The organism is Mesorhizobium sp. C277A, from assembly GCF_040324395.1.
Taxonomy (GTDB): Bacteria; Pseudomonadota; Alphaproteobacteria; order Rhizobiales; family Rhizobiaceae; genus Mesorhizobium.
This window is the reverse complement of sequence record NZ_JAMYVW010000002.1, coordinates 4,932,470-4,950,304: the sequence shown is the minus strand read 5'-3', so window position 1 is coordinate 4,950,304 and position 17,835 is coordinate 4,932,470. Positions and strand designations below refer to the sequence as shown.

Genomic DNA, 17,835 nt, shown 5'->3' with positions numbered 1-17,835 from the left:
GAGAAACGCCTTTGAACGATCCCACCAAAATCGTGCTGCGCCCCGCCACGGCTTTGGATGCCGCGACCATCGCCATTGTCATGCGGGCCGCACTTGGCTCGTTCCTGGATGCCGGTCATCCACACGCCGGATGAGGATCTTGCCTTCATCCGCGAGATCGTGCTGCCCCGGCAGCAGGTGACGGTCGCCGAGGCCGGCACCGGCATTGTCGGCTTCATTGCCCTGAGCGGCGATTGGGTGGAACAGCTCTATCTCGACCCCGCCTGGACGGGGCAAGGCATCGGCAGCCGGCTGCTGGTGCAAGCGACCGCCGCGCTACGGATCGTTAAACTGCATTGCTTCCAGGCCAACACCGGCGCGCGTCGCTTCTACGAGCGCCATGGCTTTCGCCCCGAGGCGTTCGGCGCGGGCACCACCAACGAAGAAGGCCTGCCGGATATTCTCTACGTGCGTCGAGCTTGATATTCAGCCGGCGTTATCCTTGGCCAGTTGGCGCAATAACTCCATCGCTTCCTCGGCCCGCTCAGCGGGCACGAACAGATGGTCATGATAGAAAGCAGAGACCGGATTGACGCCCATGCCGGCGGCGGCCAGCCGGGCGGTGATGGCGGCGAGGAAGCCGACGGCTTCCAGCGAGGAGTGGACGTTCAGGGTGATCATGCGGCAGCGGAACGAAGCGGTCAGCCCGGCCGCCCGTGCCGCGTCCTCGGTCACGATCAGTGTCACACCCTCGCGCTCGCGAAAGACCATCACGGGATCGAGGCCTGCCTGCCGGCTGATTCCAGGTGTGAGCGTAGCGAACACGTAGACGTCCGGCAGCAGTTCCGGCGTCATCGCCGCCAGCAGCTTTTTCAGATCAGTCTCGCCGGCCATTCGCTCGTCTCTCGCCCAGCCCTATCAATAGCCGTGACTGGTGGATGTCGATAGTCCGTCAAGGTGGAGGGACAGCGCCCCCCTCTGCCCTGCCGGGCATCTCCCCCGCAAGCAGGGAGATCGGCGGTTTCGATGCTCCGCTCATTCATGGAACATTGCCGAAGCGGTCGAGCGTGTAATCTCCCCCCTTGCGGGGGAGATGGCCGGCAGGCCAGAGGGGGGTGTGAAGGATCGCCACGCAGCGGCTTTTGCTTGCTGCTACCCAAAAAGAATCCGCACCCTGTAGGATCGCCGCCCCATCGCTCGTCCTTGGTCCGAAGCCAGCAAACGGCTCGAACCGCTTAGGAGGGAACACCCGTGAGTATTTCTCAAACCATGCCCGTCTCATCGGGCGCCCTGTGGACCGGCCGCGTGCTCAGCGGCCTCATCATCCTGTTCATGATCTTCGACGGCGTCATCAAGCTGCCGCCGCTCGATGTCGTCACCCAGACCATGGTGCCGCTCGGCTGGCCGGCCGATGTCAATGTCGCGCGCACGCTCGGCATTATCGGGCTGATCTCGACCGCGCTCTATGCGCTGCCCCGCACCTCGGTGCTCGGCGCCATCCTGCTCACCGGCTATCTCGGCGGCGCCATCGCCACAAATATGCGCGTCGGCAGCCCGTTGTTTTCGCACACGCTGTTTAGCGTCTATCTCGGCATCATCCTGTGGGGCGGTCTCTATCTGCGCGACCCAAGCGTGCGCGCCCTGATCCCGTTCAGCCGTTAAGCGAGGAGAAAAACATGCTCAGCACCATTCTCATCCTCCTGGTCGTCATCATCGCCGCCGTGCTCATCTATGCGGCGACGAGGTCGAATGATTTCGTCACCGCCCGCACCGCCAGCATCAAGGCCGCGCCGGAAGCGATCTTTCCACTGATCAACAATTTCAAGCACTGGCCGGAGTGGTCACCCTACGAAAAGCTCGACCCCGAGATGAAGCGCACGCTGTCGGGCGCTGATGCCGGCAAGGGCGCCGCCTACGCCTGGGAAGGCAATGCCAAGGCCGGCAAGGGACGCATGGAGATCGTCAATTCCGTGCCATCCTCGCTCGTGTCGCTGAAGCTCGACTTCGAGAAGCCGTTCCGGGCCAACAACAGCGTCGACTTCACCCTGAAGCCCTCGGGCGACACCACCGCAGTCACCTGGGCAATGCGCGGCAGCCGGCCCTTCATTGCCAAGCTTTTGGGCCTCTTCATGAATTTCGATACGCTGATCGGCAAGGATTTCGAGGCTGGCCTCGCCAATCTGAAGAAGGCCACTGAAAGGTAAAACGTCCTGCATTTTCAACAAGCTCGGCGGCGGTCGTTACGAATGTGACAGGCGGGCGCACCGGGATCTCTCACGTCTTCGGGATCAAATCAGCTGTCTGGGAGTTAGAGCCGTGGCGGCGAGGACGGCGATCCGCGTGAGAGAGGAACGACAATGAAAAAAGCGATGATCATTCTGGTACTGGCGACCGCACTGGGTGCGTGCTCGCAAACCGAAAAGGGTGCCGCGGTCGGCGGTCTCGGCGGCGCGGCGGTTGGCGCAGCTGTGGCAAATGATCCGGTTCAGGGCGCCGTCGTCGGCGGCGCCGTCGGCGCCGTAGCCGGCGCGCTGATCGGCCGTGCCAGCGAAAGCGGTCAATGTCGCTACCGCGGCCGCAACGGGCGCACCTATATCGCCAGCTGCCCCGACGGTTATTGAACACAGCCAGGTCCAACATCGGAAACCGGCGGCTATAGATCGCCGGTTTCGCTGTTGCCCAAGGCAGCTGGACCATGGCTGCCTGCGCTACAGCAATCCCCGGATATGCTCCCAAGCCAGGCGGCCCAGGCGCGTGTCGGCGTCGTCATTGCCGCCATGGGCATGCAAGCCTCGAGCGCGGCGTGATTTCGCCCGGCAGCAGAATGCGGTGGCCGGCGTCGGGCACTGAGACGAGGCAGGTGGTCATTGCGGTGTCCTGGCGACGCCGAACGATCGACTGGGCAAAATCCAGCGATGGCCATAGCGCGTCGTCGCCGCCCGCAACCAGAACAATGTCGGCTGAAATAGCTTCGACGGGAATGGCAGCCTTGGCCGCTGCGTCCTTGAAGTTTGCAAGGCACGTAGGAAGAGCCCCCGGTAGGACACCAGACCATCGACATACTCAGCGTTCCAAGCGGGATTGCTTGGGACAAACGGCAAAGGAATCCCCTCGAGCGTCCACGACGATCGTTCCGGCCAGCTGACGCCGTCGCGGCCCGGCCCGATATTGCCCCAGACCACCGATGTCGGGCTGATCGCAACCACGAGGCCGATGCGTGGATCGTGAGCCGCCGCAAGCAGGGAGGCCTCGGCGCCTTTCGAGGTCCCGACATAGACGATGCGCCGGCATCCCATCTGGACAAGATAGTCGGTCGCCGCGAAAAACGTTTCGAGCGGGATCTCGCAAATGCCGGGCACCTGACCTTCGCCGCCAAACCATTGCAGCGCGAGAGCGGATGCTCCTTCCTTGGCAAAGAGCCGGGCGCGGGTGACGTCGATGCGGCCGCTCGATCCGCTGAGCACGACGACGCCTGTCGTGGCGCCGGCGCATCGCAACAGCGTTCCGGCTACGCCGCCGAAAAGGGTCTCTTCCGTGACGGTCCGCTCAGTCATCTTTCGTTCGAACGCATATGACATCGCCGCACATTAGCAAAACGGCGGGCACAGGCCCGCCGTTTTGTCGATGCGATGACGCGATGCTTATTCGGCGGTGGCGGCTTCCGCTTCGGCCGGGGCTGCAGCAGCGGCGGCAACGGCGGCGGCAGCGTCTTCCTGGGCCTTCTTCAGCAGAGAGGCGCGTTCCTGCGCCTTCTTGCCGGGCTCGGCCTTCTTCGGGTTGGAGCGGGCTTCGCGCTTGAGGAGGCCGGCCTCATCGAGGAAGCGCAGCACGCGGTCGGTCGGCTGAGCGCCGTGCGACAGCCAATGCTTGACGCGGTCGGCGTCGACCTTGACGCGCTCGCCGTCCTTGGGCAGCAGCGGGTTCCACGAGCCGATCGACTCGATGAACCGGCCGTCGCGCGGCGAACGGGCGTCGGCAATGACGACGTGGTAGTAAGGGCGCTTCTTCGAGCCCGCACGGGCCAGTCTGATCTTCAAGGGCATTTCATTTCTCCTAAATTTCTGATTTCAGTGTTGGGTTAATGGCTTTGTCTGGTGCAGGTCGTTGTCCCAAAACCGCTGCGCACTTTTGGGCGACATGCACTTTGTTAGCCGGTTTTGCTTGCGCCGTTGGACGCGGCGATCTGCTCGTGATGGCGGATCACTTCGCGGACGACGAAGTTGAGGAATTTTTCCGCGAAATCGGGGTCGAGATGAGCGTCCTTCGCCAGCTGGCGAAGGCGGGTGATCTGCTCCTGCTCGCGCGCCGGGTCGGCGGGCGGCAGGCCATGCTCGGCCTTGAGCACGCCGACCGCCTTGGTGCAGCGGAAGCGCTCGGCCAGCATATGAATGAGGGCGGCGTCGATGTTGTCGATCGAGGCGCGATAGCCGGCCAGGATGGTGCGTGCGTCGGCCATGTCTTTTTCTTCGTTCATAGCGTCCTCACTTCTTCTTTCCGAGGCCGGGCAGACCACCGCCGCCAAGGCCGGGAAGCTTCATGCCGCCGGGCAGACCGGGCAGGCCACCGCCGCTCGGGGTGGGCGGGCCCTTCATGCCGCCAAGGCCGGGCATCTGCTTCTGCAAGGCTTCGAGCTGCTTGGGATCCATCTTGGAGAGGTCGGGCATGCCGCCACCCATCATGCCGCCGGGGCCACCCGGCATCATGCCGCCGAGGCCCATCTTGGAGGCAAGGCCGCCCATCATGCCGCGCATCAGGCCGCCGCCTTTGCCCTTGCCGCCCATCGCCTTCATCATGTCGGCCATGCCGCGATGCATTTTCAAGAGCTTGTTGATCTCGGCCGCATCCGTGCCGGAGCCGGCGGCGATGCGCTTCTTGCGCGAATGTTTCAGCATGTCCGGATTGGCGCGCTCGGCCTTGGTCATCGACGAGATGATGGCGAGCTGGCGGCCGAACATCTTGTCGTCGAGGCCGGCGGCGGCCATCTGGTCCTTCATTTTGCCCATGCCGGGCATCATGCCCATGATGCCGCCCATGCCGCCCATTTTCGACATCTGCTGAAGCTGGCCGGCAAGGTCGTTCAGGTCGAACTTGCCCGACTGCATCTTTTTGGCCATCGCCGCCGCCTGCTCGGCGTCGATGTTTTCGGCGGCCTTTTCGACCAGCGAGACGATGTCGCCCATGCCGAGGATGCGATCTGCAATACGCTTGGGGTGGAATTCCTCCAGCCCGTCCATCTTTTCGCCGGTGCCGATCAGCTTGATCGGCTTGCCGGTGACGGCGCGCATCGAAAGCGCGGCACCGCCACGGCCATCGCCGTCCATGCGGGTCAGCACCAGGCCGGTGATGCCGACGCGCTCGTCGAAGCTTTTGGCAAGGTTGACGGCGTCCTGGCCGGTCAGCGAATCCGCGACCAGCAGGATTTCGTGCGGGCTCGACATCTTCTTGATGTCGGCCATCTCCACCATCAGCGGCTCATCGATATGGGTGCGGCCGGCGGTGTCGAGGATGACGACGTCATGACCGCCGAGCTTGGCTGCCTGGACGGCGCGCCTGGCGATGTCGACCGGGTTCTGGCCCGCAATGACAGGCAGGGTCGCGACTTTGACCTGCTCGCCGAGCTGGCGCAGCTGCTCTTGCGCCGCGGGCCGCCGCGTGTCGAGCGAGGCCATCAGAACCTTCTTGTTATGGCGCTCGGTCAGGCGCTTGGCGATCTTGGCGGAGGTCGTCGTCTTGCCGGAGCCCTGCAGGCCGACCATCATGATGACGACCGGCGCCGGCGCATTGAGGTCGATGGCGACGCCCTCGGCGCCGAGCATGTCGACCAACTCGTCATGGACGATCTTGACGACCATCTGTCCGGGCTTGATCGACTTGACGACGGCGGCGCCGACGGCCTTCTCGCGCACCTTGTCGGTGAAGGAACGCACCACTTCCAGCGCAACGTCGGCTTCGAGCAGCGCACGGCGCACCTCGCGCAACGCCGCCGAGACATCAGCCTCCGACAGCGCGCCGCGGCCTGTCAGGCCGTTCAGGATGGAGCCAAGGCGCTCCTGAAGTGATTCAAACATTGGTCAACCCGCCGCGCGAAAGCGCCTTGGATTCATGGTGATCCCTGTCGGGCCGATGGCCCTCCACGCCTCTTGTGCGCTCCTGCAGCGATTCAAACATTCCGTTCCCTTTTTCTCAGGCACCCCGATGGTGCCCGAGAGGTAGTGCGTTCGCGCCGCTCATCCAAGCAAAGCTCAAAACCAAAAAGCACCCGGGGGCGCTCAGCGCTGCCGGGTGTTGGCCTCCAGGATCTGTTTACAGCACCCACCTCAAAAGGTTTTGGCGTCCTGGTCGGCTTGCTCGGAGGGATACTCGTCGCGGATTTCGGGGCTGTAGACAGGAAATCGGCCGAAGAGTCAAGACAGGGCGGCTTCCCGGTCTCTGGATCGGTCCCTGTTTAGTTACCCTGCATCCCGAGGGTCGGCCGTAACCTTCAGCGGCGAGCGCGGGTGCAGAAGCAGCAGGATCGTCAGCAAGGTGCAGACGATACCGATGGCGGCGATGATGACGGCATCCGTCGTCGTCCAGTCCGGACCTTCCAGCGGCTTGACGTTGAACAGGGCGAAGGAATTGTAGTTCTCCTGATGCGAGATCAGCAGGAAGCCGGTGAGATTGTTGCCGAGATGGGCGCCGAAGGCGGCGCCGAGATTGCCGGTGACATAAACCACCAGCGTCAACAGCAAGGCGAAGGCGGCGATCGAGGCCAGCACGCAGGCGTTGATGGCGGGGGTCGAGCCCGGGCTCCAATGCAAGGAGGTGAACAGCAAAGCGGGCAATAGCGCCCACACGTAAGGGCTCTCGAAGCGCTTGGCCAGGCCGCGCAGCAGATAGCCGCGAAACAGCATCTCCTCGGACGAGGTCTGCAGCAGGGTCAGCGCCACGATCGGGAGCAGGAACAGCAGCCAGGTCGACAGGTTGATCGTGCCGCGGGCGATTTCGGGCTGTAGCCAGTAGAGCAGGATTTCGGAAAGCGCCGATGTGATCAGCACCGCGACCAGGCCCTTGAGGAAGCCCGACAATGACACGCGGCGGCTGGCACCGAAAAGCGCCGAGAGCGGCTCGCCATGGACGTAACGCATGGCAAGCCAGAGGCCGAGCCAGATGCCGGTAAACGAGGTGAGTGCGGTGAGTATGCCGATGGGCGAGGCCAGAAAGCCCTGAAGCGGCCCGCGCGGATCGTCCGGCAATACATGCCAGACGATCGCGACATAGGTGCCGCCAAGCACCACAACCAGGGTGATCGCCACCCAGAACAGGACGACGACCGCCGTTCCGATTATCAGCCGCGGCAGGTTCGTCTTTTCGGTGGCCGTGTTGCTATAGCGCTCGAAGGCGGCTGAATCTGATATCACGCGAGTTCCTCTGCCGAACGCATCGGGTCGCATGATCTAGGGGATCGTCGGCTCTCGCGCAATTGCTGCTGTTTCAGCGAGCCCTTGTGCCGCCCTCAGCCTCGGCAGGAGGGCGGCACGAGTTCACTTGTCATTCTTTCCAGGCAAAATCAGCGCACGACGTACATGATGCGCCGTGTCTGCGGGTCGACCAGCGCCTGCTGGCCATTCACATAGACGTAGCGGTAGCGGTAGTCGGGGATTTCGCGTAGTTCGACCGTGTCGGGCAAGGTAGCACCGGTCACCACCTCGCCCTCGAGATAGACAGGATCGAGCCGGTGCGTGCTGACATAGGTGCCGACTTCCGCCGGTGGCCTGTCGATGGCGTCGACGGGGCCGTCGTCGGACAGAATCGCACCGGTATAGGTATCGGGATAATCATCCTGCGGCGGTGTAACCACGGTGATGGCGGCGTCGGCGGGGCGGCGTGTCAGAACGACCCGGTTGCCGCCGAAATCGGCCGTGACATAGTCGGAATAGACCCAGCCCTGGCCTCCGGCTTCGGCAATGGTGCACCATTTGCTGTTTTCGATGCAGCCATTGAGCGTCGCCGACTGGCCGGCGGCGAGCACGCCGATCACAGGATATTGCGGGCCGGGGCCGGCGCGCACATTAAGATCGGTGACGGCCGAGACGGCGGTATCGGCGAGTGCCGCACCCGACATCGCGACAAGCGCCCCGGCGACGGCCGGAAACAATATGCGTCTCATGGTTTCTCTCCCTTTCATGGTCCCTCGCGACACCCAACGAAACCAGAGCGCATGCGTTCCGGCTAAAATACCGACGCCAGCTCACGATTTGTTCCGGTTTCTTTCGGCAAACCGGTCAAAAGCTCATGCACGAAGCTGAGTTTCTGCGCCGTCACGTCCGAAATGACGAAGGGATAAAGGTCGGGCAGGCCCATGCAGCGGTTAATCGAGTTTGAGGCTTCCGAGAGTACCAGCCAGCGGGCGAGAATCTTTCCGAACGGCTCGGGCACGGCGTTGGGTTCCGCGGGCGCCGCCTGCAACCGGCCGCCGGTGTCGCCTTGCGGCAGCACATTGGTCTCCATCGTCTCAAGCTGGCCGAGTGGAAAATTCAGCGCGTGCACCATCTCCAGCGTGTCGGTGATGTGGAGATGGTGCGCCCAGGTCTCGGCCCAGTCTTCCCATGGATGCGACGTCGCATAGGCGGAGATGTGGTTCTGCTGCCAGTCGGGCGCAGCGCCATTGGCGTAATAGGCCTTCAGCGCCTGCTCGTAGTCCGGGCGTTCGTCGCCGAACAGCGCCCGGAAGGCTTCGAGCCGTTGCGGCACGTCGCGGATCAGCCGGTCCCAGTAGTAATGGCCAAGCTCATGACGGAAATGACCAAGCAGCGTGCGGTAATTTTCGCCCATCTCGACGCGCCGCCGCTCGCGCTCGGCCGAGTCCGCCTCGGCGACGTTGAGCGTGATCAGGCCGTTGTCGTGGCCGGTAAGGATGCGTTCGCCGCCGGGACCGCCGCCGATCGGATCGGCAATGAAGTCGAAGGCGAGGCCGATTTCGTCGCCGTGCTTGTGCTTGGGCGCTACCGGCAGGCCGAAGGCGAGCAGCGAATAGACGGCGCGCTTCTTGGCCGCCTCGACGCGAATCCAGCGGCGGCGGTTGCCGTCGACGGAGAGGTCGGGGATCAGCTGGTTCAGCACGCAGGCGCGGCAGTAGGTATGGCCCGGTTCGGCCATCCAGTTGCAGGCGCATTCATCCGCATTGGTGCAGTGGAAGATGCCGTCGACGTCAGACAAGGCAAAGCGCGCATGCTCGGGATCGTAAAGCACGAGACTCCCGCAATTCAGGCACTGCGCATTCTCGAAGTAGAGGCGGTGGCCGCAATGCGGGCAGTCGAACAGTTTCATGTCGATCTCGATGCGTCAGGCGTTGGCGTATGGCGTCAGAGGAGGAATATGGTGCGGAGCGGCGCCTCGCCCAAACGCCCGCCACGGGCCGCCGTTCCATGCCCCCGTCACCTCTTTTTACCCGAGCAGCGAATTCGCCTGCCCGGCGCCGGGCGTTTCGGCCACAATAAGCACTTGATCGTAAGCAAATTCCGCTGCATTGGCCAGGGTAGCGCCGGGGGTACGGTGACAATGGCGCGTTTCGCTGGCAAGTTCGCAACCGGGACGTGATTCAGGCAATCAGGAGAGAAAGCATGGCATTGCTTGCCAAGGGAAAGATTATTGCTGCCGCGGTGGTCGCGGTACTTGCGCTGGCGACGGGCGCGCAGGCGGCGGCCAGCTGCGGCAAGACCGGCGCGGGCTTCGAAGCGTGGAAGCAGGACTTTGCCGCGCAGGCCAGGTCCGAAGGTGTCGGCGGGAAGGGTCTGGCTGCTCTGGCCGGTGCCAGCTACGCGACAAAGACAATCTCCGTCGACCGCGCCATCCACAAGGCTTTCAGCGGTTCGGTGGACGCCTTCATGAAGCGCCGTGGCGGAGCTGCGATCATTTCCAGGGGCCGTGCGCTGAAGAAGTCGAATGCGGCGATGTTCGACAGGATCGAGAGCAATTACGGCGTGTCGCCGGGCGTGTTGCTGGCCATCTGGGGCATGGAAACCGGCTTCGGAGCCTCCCTGGGCAACCAGAACACGGTCTCCGCCATTCTGACGCTTGCCTATGATTGCCGTCGCCCGGGCTTCTTTTACCCGCATGCCATTGCGGCGCTGAAGCTGGTCGATCGCGGCGCGCTGAGCGCCTCGTCGGTCGGCGCTGCGCATGGCGAGATCGGCCATACGCAGTTCCTGCCCGGTAATGTCCTGAAGTATGGCGTCGGCAACGGAAATCTGCGCGACAAGGCGACGGCCTTGGCTTCGACGGCCAACTTTCTCAAGGCTCATGGCTGGCGGGCGGGTGCGAGCGCGAGTGCGAATATGGGGGCCATCGCCGGCTGGAATTCCGCCAGCGTCTACCAGCAGGCCATCGCCCAGATCGCCGACGCGATCGACGGCGGCTGATAGAAATATCCAGATCGAAGAACGGAAAGCCCGGCCATGCGCCGGGCTTTTTGTTGGTGCGTGAGGCAAGAGCGGCGAGCGCCTGGGTTCCTCAATTGCCCACGTAGCCACCGCCCGACGGGCATTTCTCGGAAGCGGGAACCTCGAAGGAGCCGCTGTAAACATTTGAGCAGGTACGGAACTTGGAGTTCCTCCGCATTGGCGGAACCGCCTTTGGCCTGCCCTCTATATCGATTTTGGTCGGTTGGTCGTGCTGAGCGTAGCCGCTCACTGGGCATTTGCGGGAAGCGGGAATCTGGTAGGTACCGGTAATACCGTTGCAGGTACGGAAGTTGGAGTTCCGCGGCGCTGGCGCGGCCCTGGCAGCCGCCTTTGACTTGCCCTTGATGACCAGCCATATCTCGGTGGGCAGGTCTAGCTGCACTCTGTTCAAATCGGAGTAGCTGATCCGCCCGCTGCGGACCCCTTCGCCAAGGCGCTGGCAGAACAGGGCTGGCATGCGCTCCTGCGAGACGCCCATGAAAGAGGCGATTTCGTGCTTGAACGTGATGCTCCACAAATGGACTGCGGAGATGCACCCGTCCTGCTCGCGTTTCGCGGCCGCCTGCGAGGACTGGCATCCGGTAAAGACGATGGCCGCCGCAAGCATGAGAAAAATGGCGTTTTTCACGATCGGAATCCCTCGTCCCGCGAAGGAATTTAGATGAGGCTTTTAAAAGGTCAAACGGAAACCATGTCAGCCAGCTTGGCCTCTTATATTAGAGGTACCAAATAAAAACCCTGCGTGACCGCCGGGTTTTCCTGGAACACTAGTTTGGTTCACCCTTGCGGCTCCTTGCCGCCAGCGTCCTCAGCCGCAGCGCGTTGAGGCGGATGAAGCCGGCGGCGTCCTTCTGGTCGTAGGCGCCGCGGTCATCCTCGAAGGTGACCAGGGCGTCGGAATAGAGCGTCTTCTTGGATTTGCGGCCGGTGACCATTACATTGCCCTTGTAGAGTTTCAGGCGCACCGTGCCTTCGACGTCCTCCTGGCTCTTGTCGATCATCGCCTGCAGCATCAGCCGCTCGGGCGAGAACCAGAAGCCGTTGTAGATCAGTTCGGCGTAGCGCGGCATGAACTCGTCCTTGAGATGGCCGGCCCCGCGGTCGAGCGTGATCGATTCGATGGCGCGGTGGGCGACGATCAGGATGGTGCCGCCGGGGGTCTCGTAGACGCCGCGCGATTTCATGCCGACGAAGCGATTCTCGACCAGGTCGAGCCGGCCGATGCCATTGTCGCGGCCAAGATCGTTGAGGGCCGTCAGCATGGTGGCCGGCGACAGCTTCTTGCCGTTCAGTGCAATCGGATCGCCCTTCAAAAATTCGATCTCGATCTCGGTGACCTTGTCCGGCGCCTCCATCGGCGAGACGGTGCGCTGATGGACGAATTCCGGCGGCTCGCTCCACGGGTCTTCCAGCACCTTGCCCTCGGAAGAGGAGTGCAGAAGGTTGGCGTCGACCGAGAACGGCGCCTCCCCCCGCTTGTCCTTGGCCACCGGGATCTGGTGCTGCTCGGCGAAGTTGATCAGGTCGGTGCGCGACTTGAACGACCAGTCGCGCCACGGCGCGATGACCTTGATGTCGGGATTCAGCGCATAGGCCGACAGCTCGAAACGCACCTGGTCGTTGCCCTTGCCGGTGGCGCCATGCGCAATAGCATCGGCGCCGACCTCCTGGGCGATCTCGACCAGGTGTTTGGAGATCAGCGGCCGGGCGATCGAGGTGCCGAGCAGGTAGGTGCCTTCATAGACGGCATTGGCGCGAAACATCGGGAAGACGAAGTCGGCGACGAATTCCTCGCGGACATCGACGACGCGGATATCCTTGATGCCCATCATCTCGGCCTTCTTGCGCGCCGGCTCCAACTCGCCACCCTGGCCGAGATCGGCGGTGAAGGTGACGACTTCGGCGCCGAGCTCGGTCTGCAGCCATTTCAGGATAATGGAGGTGTCGAGACCGCCGGAATAGGCGAGCACGACCTTCTTGACGTCTTTTGTCTTGGGCATTGCTGGGGACATTTTGGCGGTTCCGCGCGTGAGTTTCGCGGGCGAGGTATCACGGCATTTCCGGCCAGCGCAAGGGATGAACGGGCGCCGGCCGCCGCAGCCGCTGGACCAGATGCCACGCCAGTCAGTTGCTGGCGTGAGCGGGGAGGCTGCGTTATAGACCGACGATCATTCGCCAGGGGCCACCGATGTCCTTCATTCCCGACACCACAACACTGATCCAGTTCGCCATCGCCACCATGATCCTGGCGATCACGCCGGGGCCGGATATGACGCTGTTCGTCTCGCGAACACTGAGCCAGGGCCGCGCCGCCGGCTTTGCCTCGCTGGCGGGTGCTCTGTTCGGCACGCTGATCCATACAACTTTGGTGGCGGTCGGCATCTCGGCGCTGATCGTCGCCTCGCCGATGGCCTTCCTGGTGCTGAAAATCTTCGGCGCCGTCTATCTGGTGTTCCTGGCCTGGCAGGCGATGACCAAGGGCTCGGCGTTTTCACCGCAGAAGAAGAATGGCCCGCAGATTTCGCTGTTCCGCAGCTGGGCCGCCGGACTCGGCGTCAATTTACTCAACCCGAAGATCATCCTGTTCTTCATGACGTTTCTGCCGCAGTTCGTCTCGGCTCACGATCCGAACGCGCCGGGAAAACTGTTCTCCCTCGGCCTCATGTTCATCGTGCTGTCGATCCCTGTGACGGCGCCGATGGTGTTTGCCGCGGAAAGGTTTTCGGCGGCGATGAAGGCCAGCCCGCGCGTAACGCGGGTCGTCGACTATCTCTTTGCCGGTGTGTTTTCGGCCTTCGCGCTCAAGATCCTGACCGCTCAGGCGAAGTAGCGGCCTGCCACCAGCTTCCGGCCCAGCGGCCGGCGCTTAGCCAGTAGAAGATGCCGCCGACCATGCCGCAGCCGATCACCGCGGCGATGGCGCGCGGTTTGGTGACGTCGAAATCCACGTTCTGGTGGACGAAGCCGAGGAAGGCCGCGGCCACCAAGCCGCCCGCGAGTGCATAGAACAGCCAGTCGCGGCGGCTGAGGACCTCGGAGATCAGGATTGCGACCACCGCCGGTATGAAAGCGAAATAGGCGACAAACAGCGCCACGAACGGGATCGAAAAATACAGCGCCGCGGCCGCCGCTGGGTGCGCATCGTCCGGCATATAACCGACGGAAGCCAGGAACAACACGTTGAGAAAGGCGCTCGCCGCCAATGAGGCGACGACATAGCCGAACAGGATGACAGCGAAACGGAGGATATAGGCGAAGAGGCGGCTCACGCCTCGCCATGCCCCGCAATCATCATGGCTTCCAGCGCCAGGCGGTCGACCTTGCGCATGCGTTCGGATTCGGATTTGAGCTGCCCGCAGGCGGCCAGGATGTCGCGGCCGCGCGGCGTGCGGATCGGCGAGGCATAGCCGGCATTGTTGATGTAGTCGGCAAATTTCTCGATCGTCTCCCAGTCCGAGCACTGATAGTTGGTGCCCGGCCACGGGTTGAACGGGATCAGATTGATCTTGGCTGGAATGCCTTTGAGCAGCTTGATCAGCCCCTTGGCGTCCTCGATGGAATCGTTGACGTCCTTCAGCATCACATATTCGAAGGTGATGCGCTTGGCGTTGGACAGGCCGGGATAGGCGCGGCAGGCCTCGATCAGTTCCTTCAGCGGATACTTCTTGTTTATCGGCACAAGCAGGTCGCGCAGATCGTCATTGGTGGCGTGCAGCGAGATCGCCAGCATGACCCCTATCTCCTCGCCGGTGCGGAAGATCTCGGGCACCACGCCGGAGGTCGAGAGCGTAATGCGGCGCTTCGACAGCGACAGTCCGTCGCCGTCGGAGGCAATCAGCAGCGCCTTCTTCACCGCCTCGAAATTGTAGAGCGGCTCGCCCATGCCCATCATGACGACGTTGGAGACTTTTCTGCCCTCGGCAGGGACGATGGCGCCGTCGGGTGTGTCGCGGTCGGGGAAATCGCCGAGCCGGTCGCGGGCGGTGAGCAATTGCGCCAGGATCTCTTCCGCCGTCAAATTGCGCACCAGCTTCTGCGTGCCGGTGTGGCAGAACGAACAGGTCAGCGTGCAGCCGACCTGCGAGGAGATGCAGAGCGTGCCGCGGCCTTCTTCGGGGATGTAGACGGTCTCGATCTCGACGGGACGGCCGGCACCGCGCGGCGGAAAGCGGAACAGCCACTTGCGCGTGCCGTCGGAGGAAATCTGCTCCTCGACGATTTCGGGCCGGGCGACGGTAAAATGCTTGTCGAGTTCGGCGCGCAGATCCTTGGAGATGTTGAACATGCCGGCAAAATCGGAGACGCCGCGCACATACATCCAGTGCCAGAGCTGCTGGGCGCGCATTTTCGCCTGGCGCTCGGGCACGATGCCGGCACTGACAAGGGCTTCACCGAGCTCGGCCCGGGTCAGGCCGATCAGCGACGGCTTCTCGGGCGTGGCGCGAGCGCGCAACGCGTCGCGTGCGCCCTCAGTGGTGAGATCGAAGGAAAGGGTCATATCAGCGCCAATATAAGCAAATTGCGGCCGATTTCATCCATCGTGCCGAAAAGAAGCGCGGCGCATAGCACAGGTTGCGGCGAGAGTCATGCGGCGGGAACCGCGCTAGCCTACTTGCACTTGGCGATCGACGTCAGCGCGGCCGAGATGCCTTTCAGCGAAAACACATAGGTCGTCGGATTGCCGCGGCCAGACTTCGCCGAGACCTTCATGTCGGTGCCGGTCTTCATGGCGGCGATCAGCACCGGCTCTTCGGCGGCGTTCTCGACCCAGGCCGACTTGCCGCGGGTGAACATCGAGAACGTCTTCTTGTCGATGGTGACGGTGGCCTTGGAGCCTTCCTGGAATGTGTAGCCGGCGATGAATTGCGGCTCGTAGGACACTTGCTGGCCCGGCCGCTGGCTGACGAAGAAGAACATGTCGCCGTGATCGAGCGTCGGCGGCTGCTTGTCGGTCGGCACGGTGAGCACATAGCAGACCTTGCCGCCCTGCGCCTGGTAGCTGTAGGTGCCCCAGGCATTGTGCTGGCCGATCTTGGTCGCCTGCTGCGCCAGCGCCGGCGCGGCAAAAGCCACCAGGACCAGGCTCGAGACTAGTGCAATCAATCCGCGCATCGCTTTTCCCGTATTCCAAATGGTGCGGGGCAGGCCGGCTTGGCGTCCTGCCCGTCGCTTCATTTTGATTTAATCTGGGTTACCAAACGGTGAATTTCCCTCGGAAAAGGACATTCACCCATGGAAACCACCGCCATTTCCGCGCCGCTTCTTGAAAAAACGGCTTTCGCAATGTCCCTGCGGCGACTTGGAGGCCACGAAAGCGGCAAGAGTTTGACTTTTCCAACGGCCGCAGCGGAACCCGAAGCCAAGCCGCTATCGTCCTGTTTGAGCGGAGGATTTCTTCTGAACCCAGTTGCCAACGCGACGCCGATTCAGCTCTTGTCGGCGATCGCCTCCTTGGCGGCCTTGCGGTGCGCAGGGGTGATATGGGCGCTTACCGTGGAGATCGCGGCGGTCAGCACGGCGATGTCGTCGGTGAAGCCGAGGCCGAAGACGAAATCGGGGATGACGTCGACCGGCAGCACGAAATAGCCAAGCGCTGCCAGCAATATGCCCTTGGCACGCAAAGGCGTCTTCCTGTCGAGCGCGCAATAATAGCCGGCGACGACCTCTTCCATGAACGGAATCTGCCGGGCGGCCTTCTTGGCCGTGCGCCAGAATTTGGCGCGCACTTCACTCTCGTCGCCGAGCTTGCTGCCGAAGCCGAAGAAATCAAAACCGGGCTGCTGCGCCATCAATCCTCTCCTTGCCGGCCGTCGCGCTACGCGTTGCGCGCGGCCGCCACGGAAAATGTGGTGAAAGTCCCGGTCCACTGCAAGAGGATGGCGCCGATTTGGCGTTGCCGCCCCAGCGTTCAGCCGCCAGCATACCCATTCATCTTCTTGGCCAGCGCGATGTCGAGCGCAGTGACACCACCGGCATCATGGGTGTTGAGCGTCACGTCGACAGTCTTGTAGACGTTCGACCAGTCGGGATGATGGTCCATCTTCTCGGCGGCCAGCGCGACGCGGGTCATGAAGGCGAAGGCTTCGGAAAAATTCTTGAAGTCGAAGCTGCGCTTGATGGAGGCGCCATCGGCTGCCTGCGACCAGCCGGCCAGTTCGGCCAGTGCGGCGGCGATGGCGTCCTTGCTGAGTTTCTCTCTCGTCATGATGATTTCCCGTGCTATCCCAGATATCGACCCTCACCATAATGCAAGTCGCCCAAAAGTCCTTTGCGTTTTGGGCTTCCAAATGCACGAACGGCGCATATCGAATGAGCGTAAAGCCGATAAATTCCATACTCTTCGTCTGCCTCGGCAACATCTGCCGCTCACCCCTGGCCGAAGGCGTGTTTCGCGCCGTGCTGGCGGAACGCGGCCGCGACATGGTGCTGGACGATATCGTGCTGGACTCTGCGGCGACCGGCGGCTGGAACCTCGGCGAAGCGCCCGACCCGCGCTCGATCGCGATTGCGGCCCGCCACGGCATCGACATATCAGGGCAGCGGGCACGCAAGGTCAGGCCGGGGGATTTTTCGCGCTTCGACCTGATCCTCGGCATGGATCGGCAGAATGTCCGCGACCTCAAGGCGTTGGCGCCGGCCGGTGCCCGCGAACGTATTCATCTCTTGGCAGAGTTTGCGCAGGGCAAAACCCGCGACGTGCCGGATCCCTATTATGACGGGGCCGAAGCGTTCGCTTCGGTCTACCGCATGATCCGCGAAGCGTCGGAGGCGCTGGCGACGAGATTGGTGGCGCGGGCGTCGACGCCGGAGAGCGGCCACGCCTCCTCGACAATGTAGGGACCGCCGCCGACCGAATCGCGCGACGACATCAGCACGAAGCGGCCGACGCGAAACGGCAGCGTCGAAAAATTGCCGCGCGCCGACAGGTACTGGGCGACGTCGAGCGGGCTCGAATTGCGCAAGCGTGCCAGCGTAACATGCGGGGTGAACTTGCGCGGGTCGGCAGGCAAGCCGAGCCGCTGGCAGATGCGGTCGATTTCGCCTTGCAGCGCCGAAAGGTCGGGCGAGGCGAAGACGCCGGCCCAGACGGCGTGCGGCTTCTTCTGGCCGAAAGCGCCAACTCCGGACAGGGTGAGCGAGAAGGATGGGCGGTGCACCCGGTCGAGTGCGTTGGCGATTTCGTCGGCGACATGGCCTTCGACGTCGCCGATGAAGCGCAGCGTCAGATGGTAGTTTTCGACATCGATCCAGCGGGCTCCGGGCAGGCCGCCCCTGAGCAGGGACAGCGAAAGAGCGGCATCACGGGGTATTTCGAGGGCGGTGAAAAGACGCGGCATGGTGAGCCTCCCTTCCTCGAATCGAACTGTGCCCCTAGCGAATCATCGATAGTCAAACGGGGCAAGTGGTTTGTTGG

The 17,835-nt window shown here is 63.0% G+C and carries 23 protein-coding genes and 1 pseudogene; 8 read left to right on the top strand and 16 right to left on the bottom strand.

Annotated features, from left to right (window positions below):
* Window positions 1-11: 11 nt before the first annotated feature.
* Both NKK52_RS24410 and NKK52_RS24405 read left to right on the top strand, forming a co-directional pair.
* Complete coding sequence (locus NKK52_RS24410; RefSeq protein ID WP_280813933.1) at window positions 12-134, top strand: hypothetical protein; 123 nt, start codon at window positions 12-14, stop codon at window positions 132-134.
* Window positions 109-462: a GNAT family N-acetyltransferase gene (locus NKK52_RS24405; protein WP_023683828.1), complete on the top strand. Its 354-nt coding sequence runs from the start codon at window positions 109-111 to the stop codon at window positions 460-462. Before NKK52_RS24410 ends, NKK52_RS24405 begins: the two co-directional genes overlap by 26 nt.
* Window positions 463-465: 3 nt before the next feature.
* Here the strand turns inward: NKK52_RS24405 and NKK52_RS24400 are convergent, their stop codons facing one another.
* Window positions 466-873: an ACT domain-containing protein gene (locus tag NKK52_RS24400; protein WP_023671700.1), complete on the bottom strand. Its 408-nt coding sequence runs from the start codon at window positions 871-873 to the stop codon at window positions 466-468.
* 357 nt (window positions 874-1,230) lie between these two features.
* Here NKK52_RS24400 and NKK52_RS24395 point away from each other — a divergent pair, with 357 nt between their 5' ends.
* The 3 genes from NKK52_RS24395 to NKK52_RS24385 all read left to right on the top strand — a co-directional run bounded on the left by NKK52_RS24395 (window position 1,231) and on the right by NKK52_RS24385 (window position 2,600).
* The gene (locus tag NKK52_RS24395) at window positions 1,231-1,641 is read left to right on the top strand and encodes a DoxX family protein (protein WP_023687655.1); all 411 of its coding nucleotides are present in this window, start codon (window positions 1,231-1,233) and stop codon (window positions 1,639-1,641) included.
* 14 nt (window positions 1,642-1,655) lie between these two features.
* Window positions 1,656-2,183, top strand: coding sequence for an SRPBCC family protein (locus NKK52_RS24390; RefSeq protein WP_023683829.1), 528 nt, complete (start codon window positions 1,656-1,658; stop codon window positions 2,181-2,183).
* A 153-nt stretch (window positions 2,184-2,336) separates the two neighbouring features.
* Window positions 2,337-2,600 carry a YMGG-like glycine zipper-containing protein gene (locus NKK52_RS24385; protein ID WP_023683830.1) on the top strand — a complete coding sequence of 88 codons (264 nt, stop codon included), beginning with the start codon at window positions 2,337-2,339 and terminating at the stop codon, window positions 2,598-2,600.
* An 87-nt stretch (window positions 2,601-2,687) separates the two neighbouring features.
* Here the strand turns inward: NKK52_RS24385 and NKK52_RS24380 are convergent.
* From NKK52_RS24380 to NKK52_RS24350, 7 genes and pseudogenes are all read right to left on the bottom strand, one after another.
* Window positions 2,688-3,533: pseudogene (locus NKK52_RS24380) on the bottom strand (acyl-CoA thioester hydrolase/BAAT C-terminal domain-containing protein).
* An 87-nt stretch (window positions 3,534-3,620) separates the two neighbouring features.
* A complete protein-coding gene (gene rpsP / locus NKK52_RS24375) occupies window positions 3,621-4,022 on the bottom strand; it encodes a 30S ribosomal protein S16 (RefSeq protein WP_023671705.1) in 402 nt (133 codons plus the stop codon).
* A 104-nt stretch (window positions 4,023-4,126) separates the two neighbouring features.
* Window positions 4,127-4,453, bottom strand: coding sequence for a chorismate mutase (locus NKK52_RS24370; protein WP_023671706.1), 327 nt, complete (start codon window positions 4,451-4,453; stop codon window positions 4,127-4,129).
* 7 nt (window positions 4,454-4,460) lie between these two features.
* Window positions 4,461-6,047 (bottom strand): signal recognition particle protein, encoded by a 1,587-nt coding sequence (gene ffh / locus NKK52_RS24365; RefSeq protein ID WP_023683832.1) that lies wholly within the window; start codon window positions 6,045-6,047, stop codon window positions 4,461-4,463.
* 381 nt (window positions 6,048-6,428) lie between these two features.
* Window positions 6,429-7,379, bottom strand: coding sequence for a CPBP family intramembrane glutamic endopeptidase (locus NKK52_RS24360; protein WP_023821944.1), 951 nt, complete (start codon window positions 7,377-7,379; stop codon window positions 6,429-6,431).
* A gap of 149 nt (window positions 7,380-7,528) precedes the next feature.
* The gene (locus tag NKK52_RS24355) at window positions 7,529-8,128 is read right to left on the bottom strand and encodes a DUF1236 domain-containing protein (protein WP_023683834.1); all 600 of its coding nucleotides are present in this window, start codon (window positions 8,126-8,128) and stop codon (window positions 7,529-7,531) included.
* A gap of 62 nt (window positions 8,129-8,190) precedes the next feature.
* The gene (locus NKK52_RS24350) at window positions 8,191-9,288 is read right to left on the bottom strand and encodes a zinc-binding metallopeptidase family protein (RefSeq protein ID WP_023683835.1); all 1,098 of its coding nucleotides are present in this window, start codon (window positions 9,286-9,288) and stop codon (window positions 8,191-8,193) included.
* Window positions 9,289-9,581: 293 nt separating this feature from the next.
* Between NKK52_RS24350 and NKK52_RS24345 the strand changes: the two genes are divergently transcribed.
* Window positions 9,582-10,379, top strand: coding sequence for a lytic murein transglycosylase (locus NKK52_RS24345; protein WP_023671711.1), 798 nt, complete (start codon window positions 9,582-9,584; stop codon window positions 10,377-10,379).
* A 91-nt stretch (window positions 10,380-10,470) separates the two neighbouring features.
* Here the strand turns inward: NKK52_RS24345 and NKK52_RS24340 are convergent, their stop codons facing one another.
* Both NKK52_RS24340 and NKK52_RS24335 read right to left on the bottom strand, forming a co-directional pair.
* On the bottom strand, window positions 10,471-11,049 hold the full coding sequence (locus tag NKK52_RS24340) for a hypothetical protein (protein ID WP_023683836.1): 579 nt from the start codon (window positions 11,047-11,049) through the stop codon (window positions 10,471-10,473).
* Window positions 11,050-11,188: 139 nt separating this feature from the next.
* Window positions 11,189-12,421, bottom strand: coding sequence for an argininosuccinate synthase (locus NKK52_RS24335; protein WP_023683837.1), 1,233 nt, complete (start codon window positions 12,419-12,421; stop codon window positions 11,189-11,191).
* A gap of 188 nt (window positions 12,422-12,609) precedes the next feature.
* Here NKK52_RS24335 and NKK52_RS24330 point away from each other — a divergent pair, with 188 nt between their 5' ends.
* Complete coding sequence (locus NKK52_RS24330) at window positions 12,610-13,251, top strand: LysE family translocator (protein ID WP_023671715.1); 642 nt, start codon at window positions 12,610-12,612, stop codon at window positions 13,249-13,251.
* Here the strand turns inward: NKK52_RS24330 and NKK52_RS24325 are convergent.
* The 5 genes from NKK52_RS24325 to NKK52_RS24305 form a co-directional block, all read right to left on the bottom strand.
* The gene (locus NKK52_RS24325; protein WP_023683838.1) at window positions 13,223-13,690 is read right to left on the bottom strand and encodes a hypothetical protein; all 468 of its coding nucleotides are present in this window, start codon (window positions 13,688-13,690) and stop codon (window positions 13,223-13,225) included. The two genes, NKK52_RS24330 and NKK52_RS24325, sit on opposite strands and share 29 nt — an antisense overlap.
* Window positions 13,687-14,919: a dual-specificity RNA methyltransferase RlmN gene (rlmN, locus tag NKK52_RS24320; RefSeq protein WP_023671717.1), complete on the bottom strand. Its 1,233-nt coding sequence runs from the start codon at window positions 14,917-14,919 to the stop codon at window positions 13,687-13,689. Before rlmN ends, NKK52_RS24325 begins: the two co-directional genes overlap by 4 nt.
* Window positions 14,920-15,029: 110 nt before the next feature.
* Window positions 15,030-15,533 carry an invasion associated locus B family protein gene (locus NKK52_RS24315; RefSeq protein WP_023671718.1) on the bottom strand — a complete coding sequence of 168 codons (504 nt, stop codon included), beginning with the start codon at window positions 15,531-15,533 and terminating at the stop codon, window positions 15,030-15,032.
* A 314-nt stretch (window positions 15,534-15,847) separates the two neighbouring features.
* Window positions 15,848-16,210 carry a YkvA family protein gene (locus NKK52_RS24310; RefSeq protein WP_023671719.1) on the bottom strand — a complete coding sequence of 121 codons (363 nt, stop codon included), beginning with the start codon at window positions 16,208-16,210 and terminating at the stop codon, window positions 15,848-15,850.
* 119 nt (window positions 16,211-16,329) lie between these two features.
* Complete coding sequence (locus NKK52_RS24305; protein ID WP_023671720.1) at window positions 16,330-16,626, bottom strand: 4a-hydroxytetrahydrobiopterin dehydratase; 297 nt, start codon at window positions 16,624-16,626, stop codon at window positions 16,330-16,332.
* Window positions 16,627-16,730: 104 nt separating this feature from the next.
* Between NKK52_RS24305 and NKK52_RS24300 the strand changes: the two genes are divergently transcribed.
* Window positions 16,731-17,258, top strand: a complete 528-nt coding sequence (locus NKK52_RS24300; RefSeq protein ID WP_023671721.1) for a low molecular weight protein-tyrosine-phosphatase — start codon at window positions 16,731-16,733, stop codon at window positions 17,256-17,258.
* Here the strand turns inward: NKK52_RS24300 and thpR are convergent.
* A complete protein-coding gene (gene thpR / locus NKK52_RS24295) occupies window positions 17,162-17,758 on the bottom strand; it encodes an RNA 2',3'-cyclic phosphodiesterase (RefSeq protein ID WP_023683839.1) in 597 nt (198 codons plus the stop codon). The two genes, NKK52_RS24300 and thpR, sit on opposite strands and share 97 nt — an antisense overlap.
* Between the last annotated feature and the right edge of the window lie 77 nt (window positions 17,759-17,835).

What these genes read in the sequence shown, in the direction of transcription:
- NKK52_RS24370 (WP_023671706.1), bottom strand. Translation starts at nt 4,453, where the DNA reads ATGAACGAAGAAAAAGACATGGCCGACGCACGCACCATCCTGGCCGGC.
- NKK52_RS24335 (WP_023683837.1), bottom strand. Translation starts at nt 12,421, where the DNA reads ATGCCCAAGACAAAAGACGTCAAGAAGGTCGTGCTCGCCTATTCCGGC.
- rpsP (WP_023671705.1), bottom strand. Translation starts at nt 4,022, where the DNA reads ATGCCCTTGAAGATCAGACTGGCCCGTGCGGGCTCGAAGAAGCGCCCT.
- NKK52_RS24315 (WP_023671718.1), bottom strand. Translation starts at nt 15,533, where the DNA reads ATGCGCGGATTGATTGCACTAGTCTCGAGCCTGGTCCTGGTGGCTTTT.
- ffh (WP_023683832.1), bottom strand. Translation starts at nt 6,047, where the DNA reads ATGTTTGAATCACTTCAGGAGCGCCTTGGCTCCATCCTGAACGGCCTG.
- NKK52_RS24310 (WP_023671719.1), bottom strand. Translation starts at nt 16,210, where the DNA reads ATGGCGCAGCAGCCCGGTTTTGATTTCTTCGGCTTCGGCAGCAAGCTC.
- NKK52_RS24405 (WP_023683828.1), top strand. Translation starts at nt 109, where the DNA reads ATGCCGGTCATCCACACGCCGGATGAGGATCTTGCCTTCATCCGCGAG.
- NKK52_RS24400 (WP_023671700.1), bottom strand. Translation starts at nt 873, where the DNA reads ATGGCCGGCGAGACTGATCTGAAAAAGCTGCTGGCGGCGATGACGCCG.
- NKK52_RS24305 (WP_023671720.1), bottom strand. Translation starts at nt 16,626, where the DNA reads ATGACGAGAGAGAAACTCAGCAAGGACGCCATCGCCGCCGCACTGGCC.
- NKK52_RS24355 (WP_023683834.1), bottom strand. Translation starts at nt 8,128, where the DNA reads ATGAGACGCATATTGTTTCCGGCCGTCGCCGGGGCGCTTGTCGCGATG.
- rlmN (WP_023671717.1), bottom strand. Translation starts at nt 14,919, where the DNA reads ATGACCCTTTCCTTCGATCTCACCACTGAGGGCGCACGCGACGCGTTG.
- NKK52_RS24300 (WP_023671721.1), top strand. Translation starts at nt 16,731, where the DNA reads ATGAGCGTAAAGCCGATAAATTCCATACTCTTCGTCTGCCTCGGCAAC.
- NKK52_RS24350 (WP_023683835.1), bottom strand. Translation starts at nt 9,288, where the DNA reads ATGAAACTGTTCGACTGCCCGCATTGCGGCCACCGCCTCTACTTCGAG.
- NKK52_RS24330 (WP_023671715.1), top strand. Translation starts at nt 12,610, where the DNA reads ATGTCCTTCATTCCCGACACCACAACACTGATCCAGTTCGCCATCGCC.
- thpR (WP_023683839.1), bottom strand. Translation starts at nt 17,758, where the DNA reads ATGCCGCGTCTTTTCACCGCCCTCGAAATACCCCGTGATGCCGCTCTT.
- NKK52_RS24385 (WP_023683830.1), top strand. Translation starts at nt 2,337, where the DNA reads ATGAAAAAAGCGATGATCATTCTGGTACTGGCGACCGCACTGGGTGCG.
- NKK52_RS24345 (WP_023671711.1), top strand. Translation starts at nt 9,582, where the DNA reads ATGGCATTGCTTGCCAAGGGAAAGATTATTGCTGCCGCGGTGGTCGCG.
- NKK52_RS24390 (WP_023683829.1), top strand. Translation starts at nt 1,656, where the DNA reads ATGCTCAGCACCATTCTCATCCTCCTGGTCGTCATCATCGCCGCCGTG.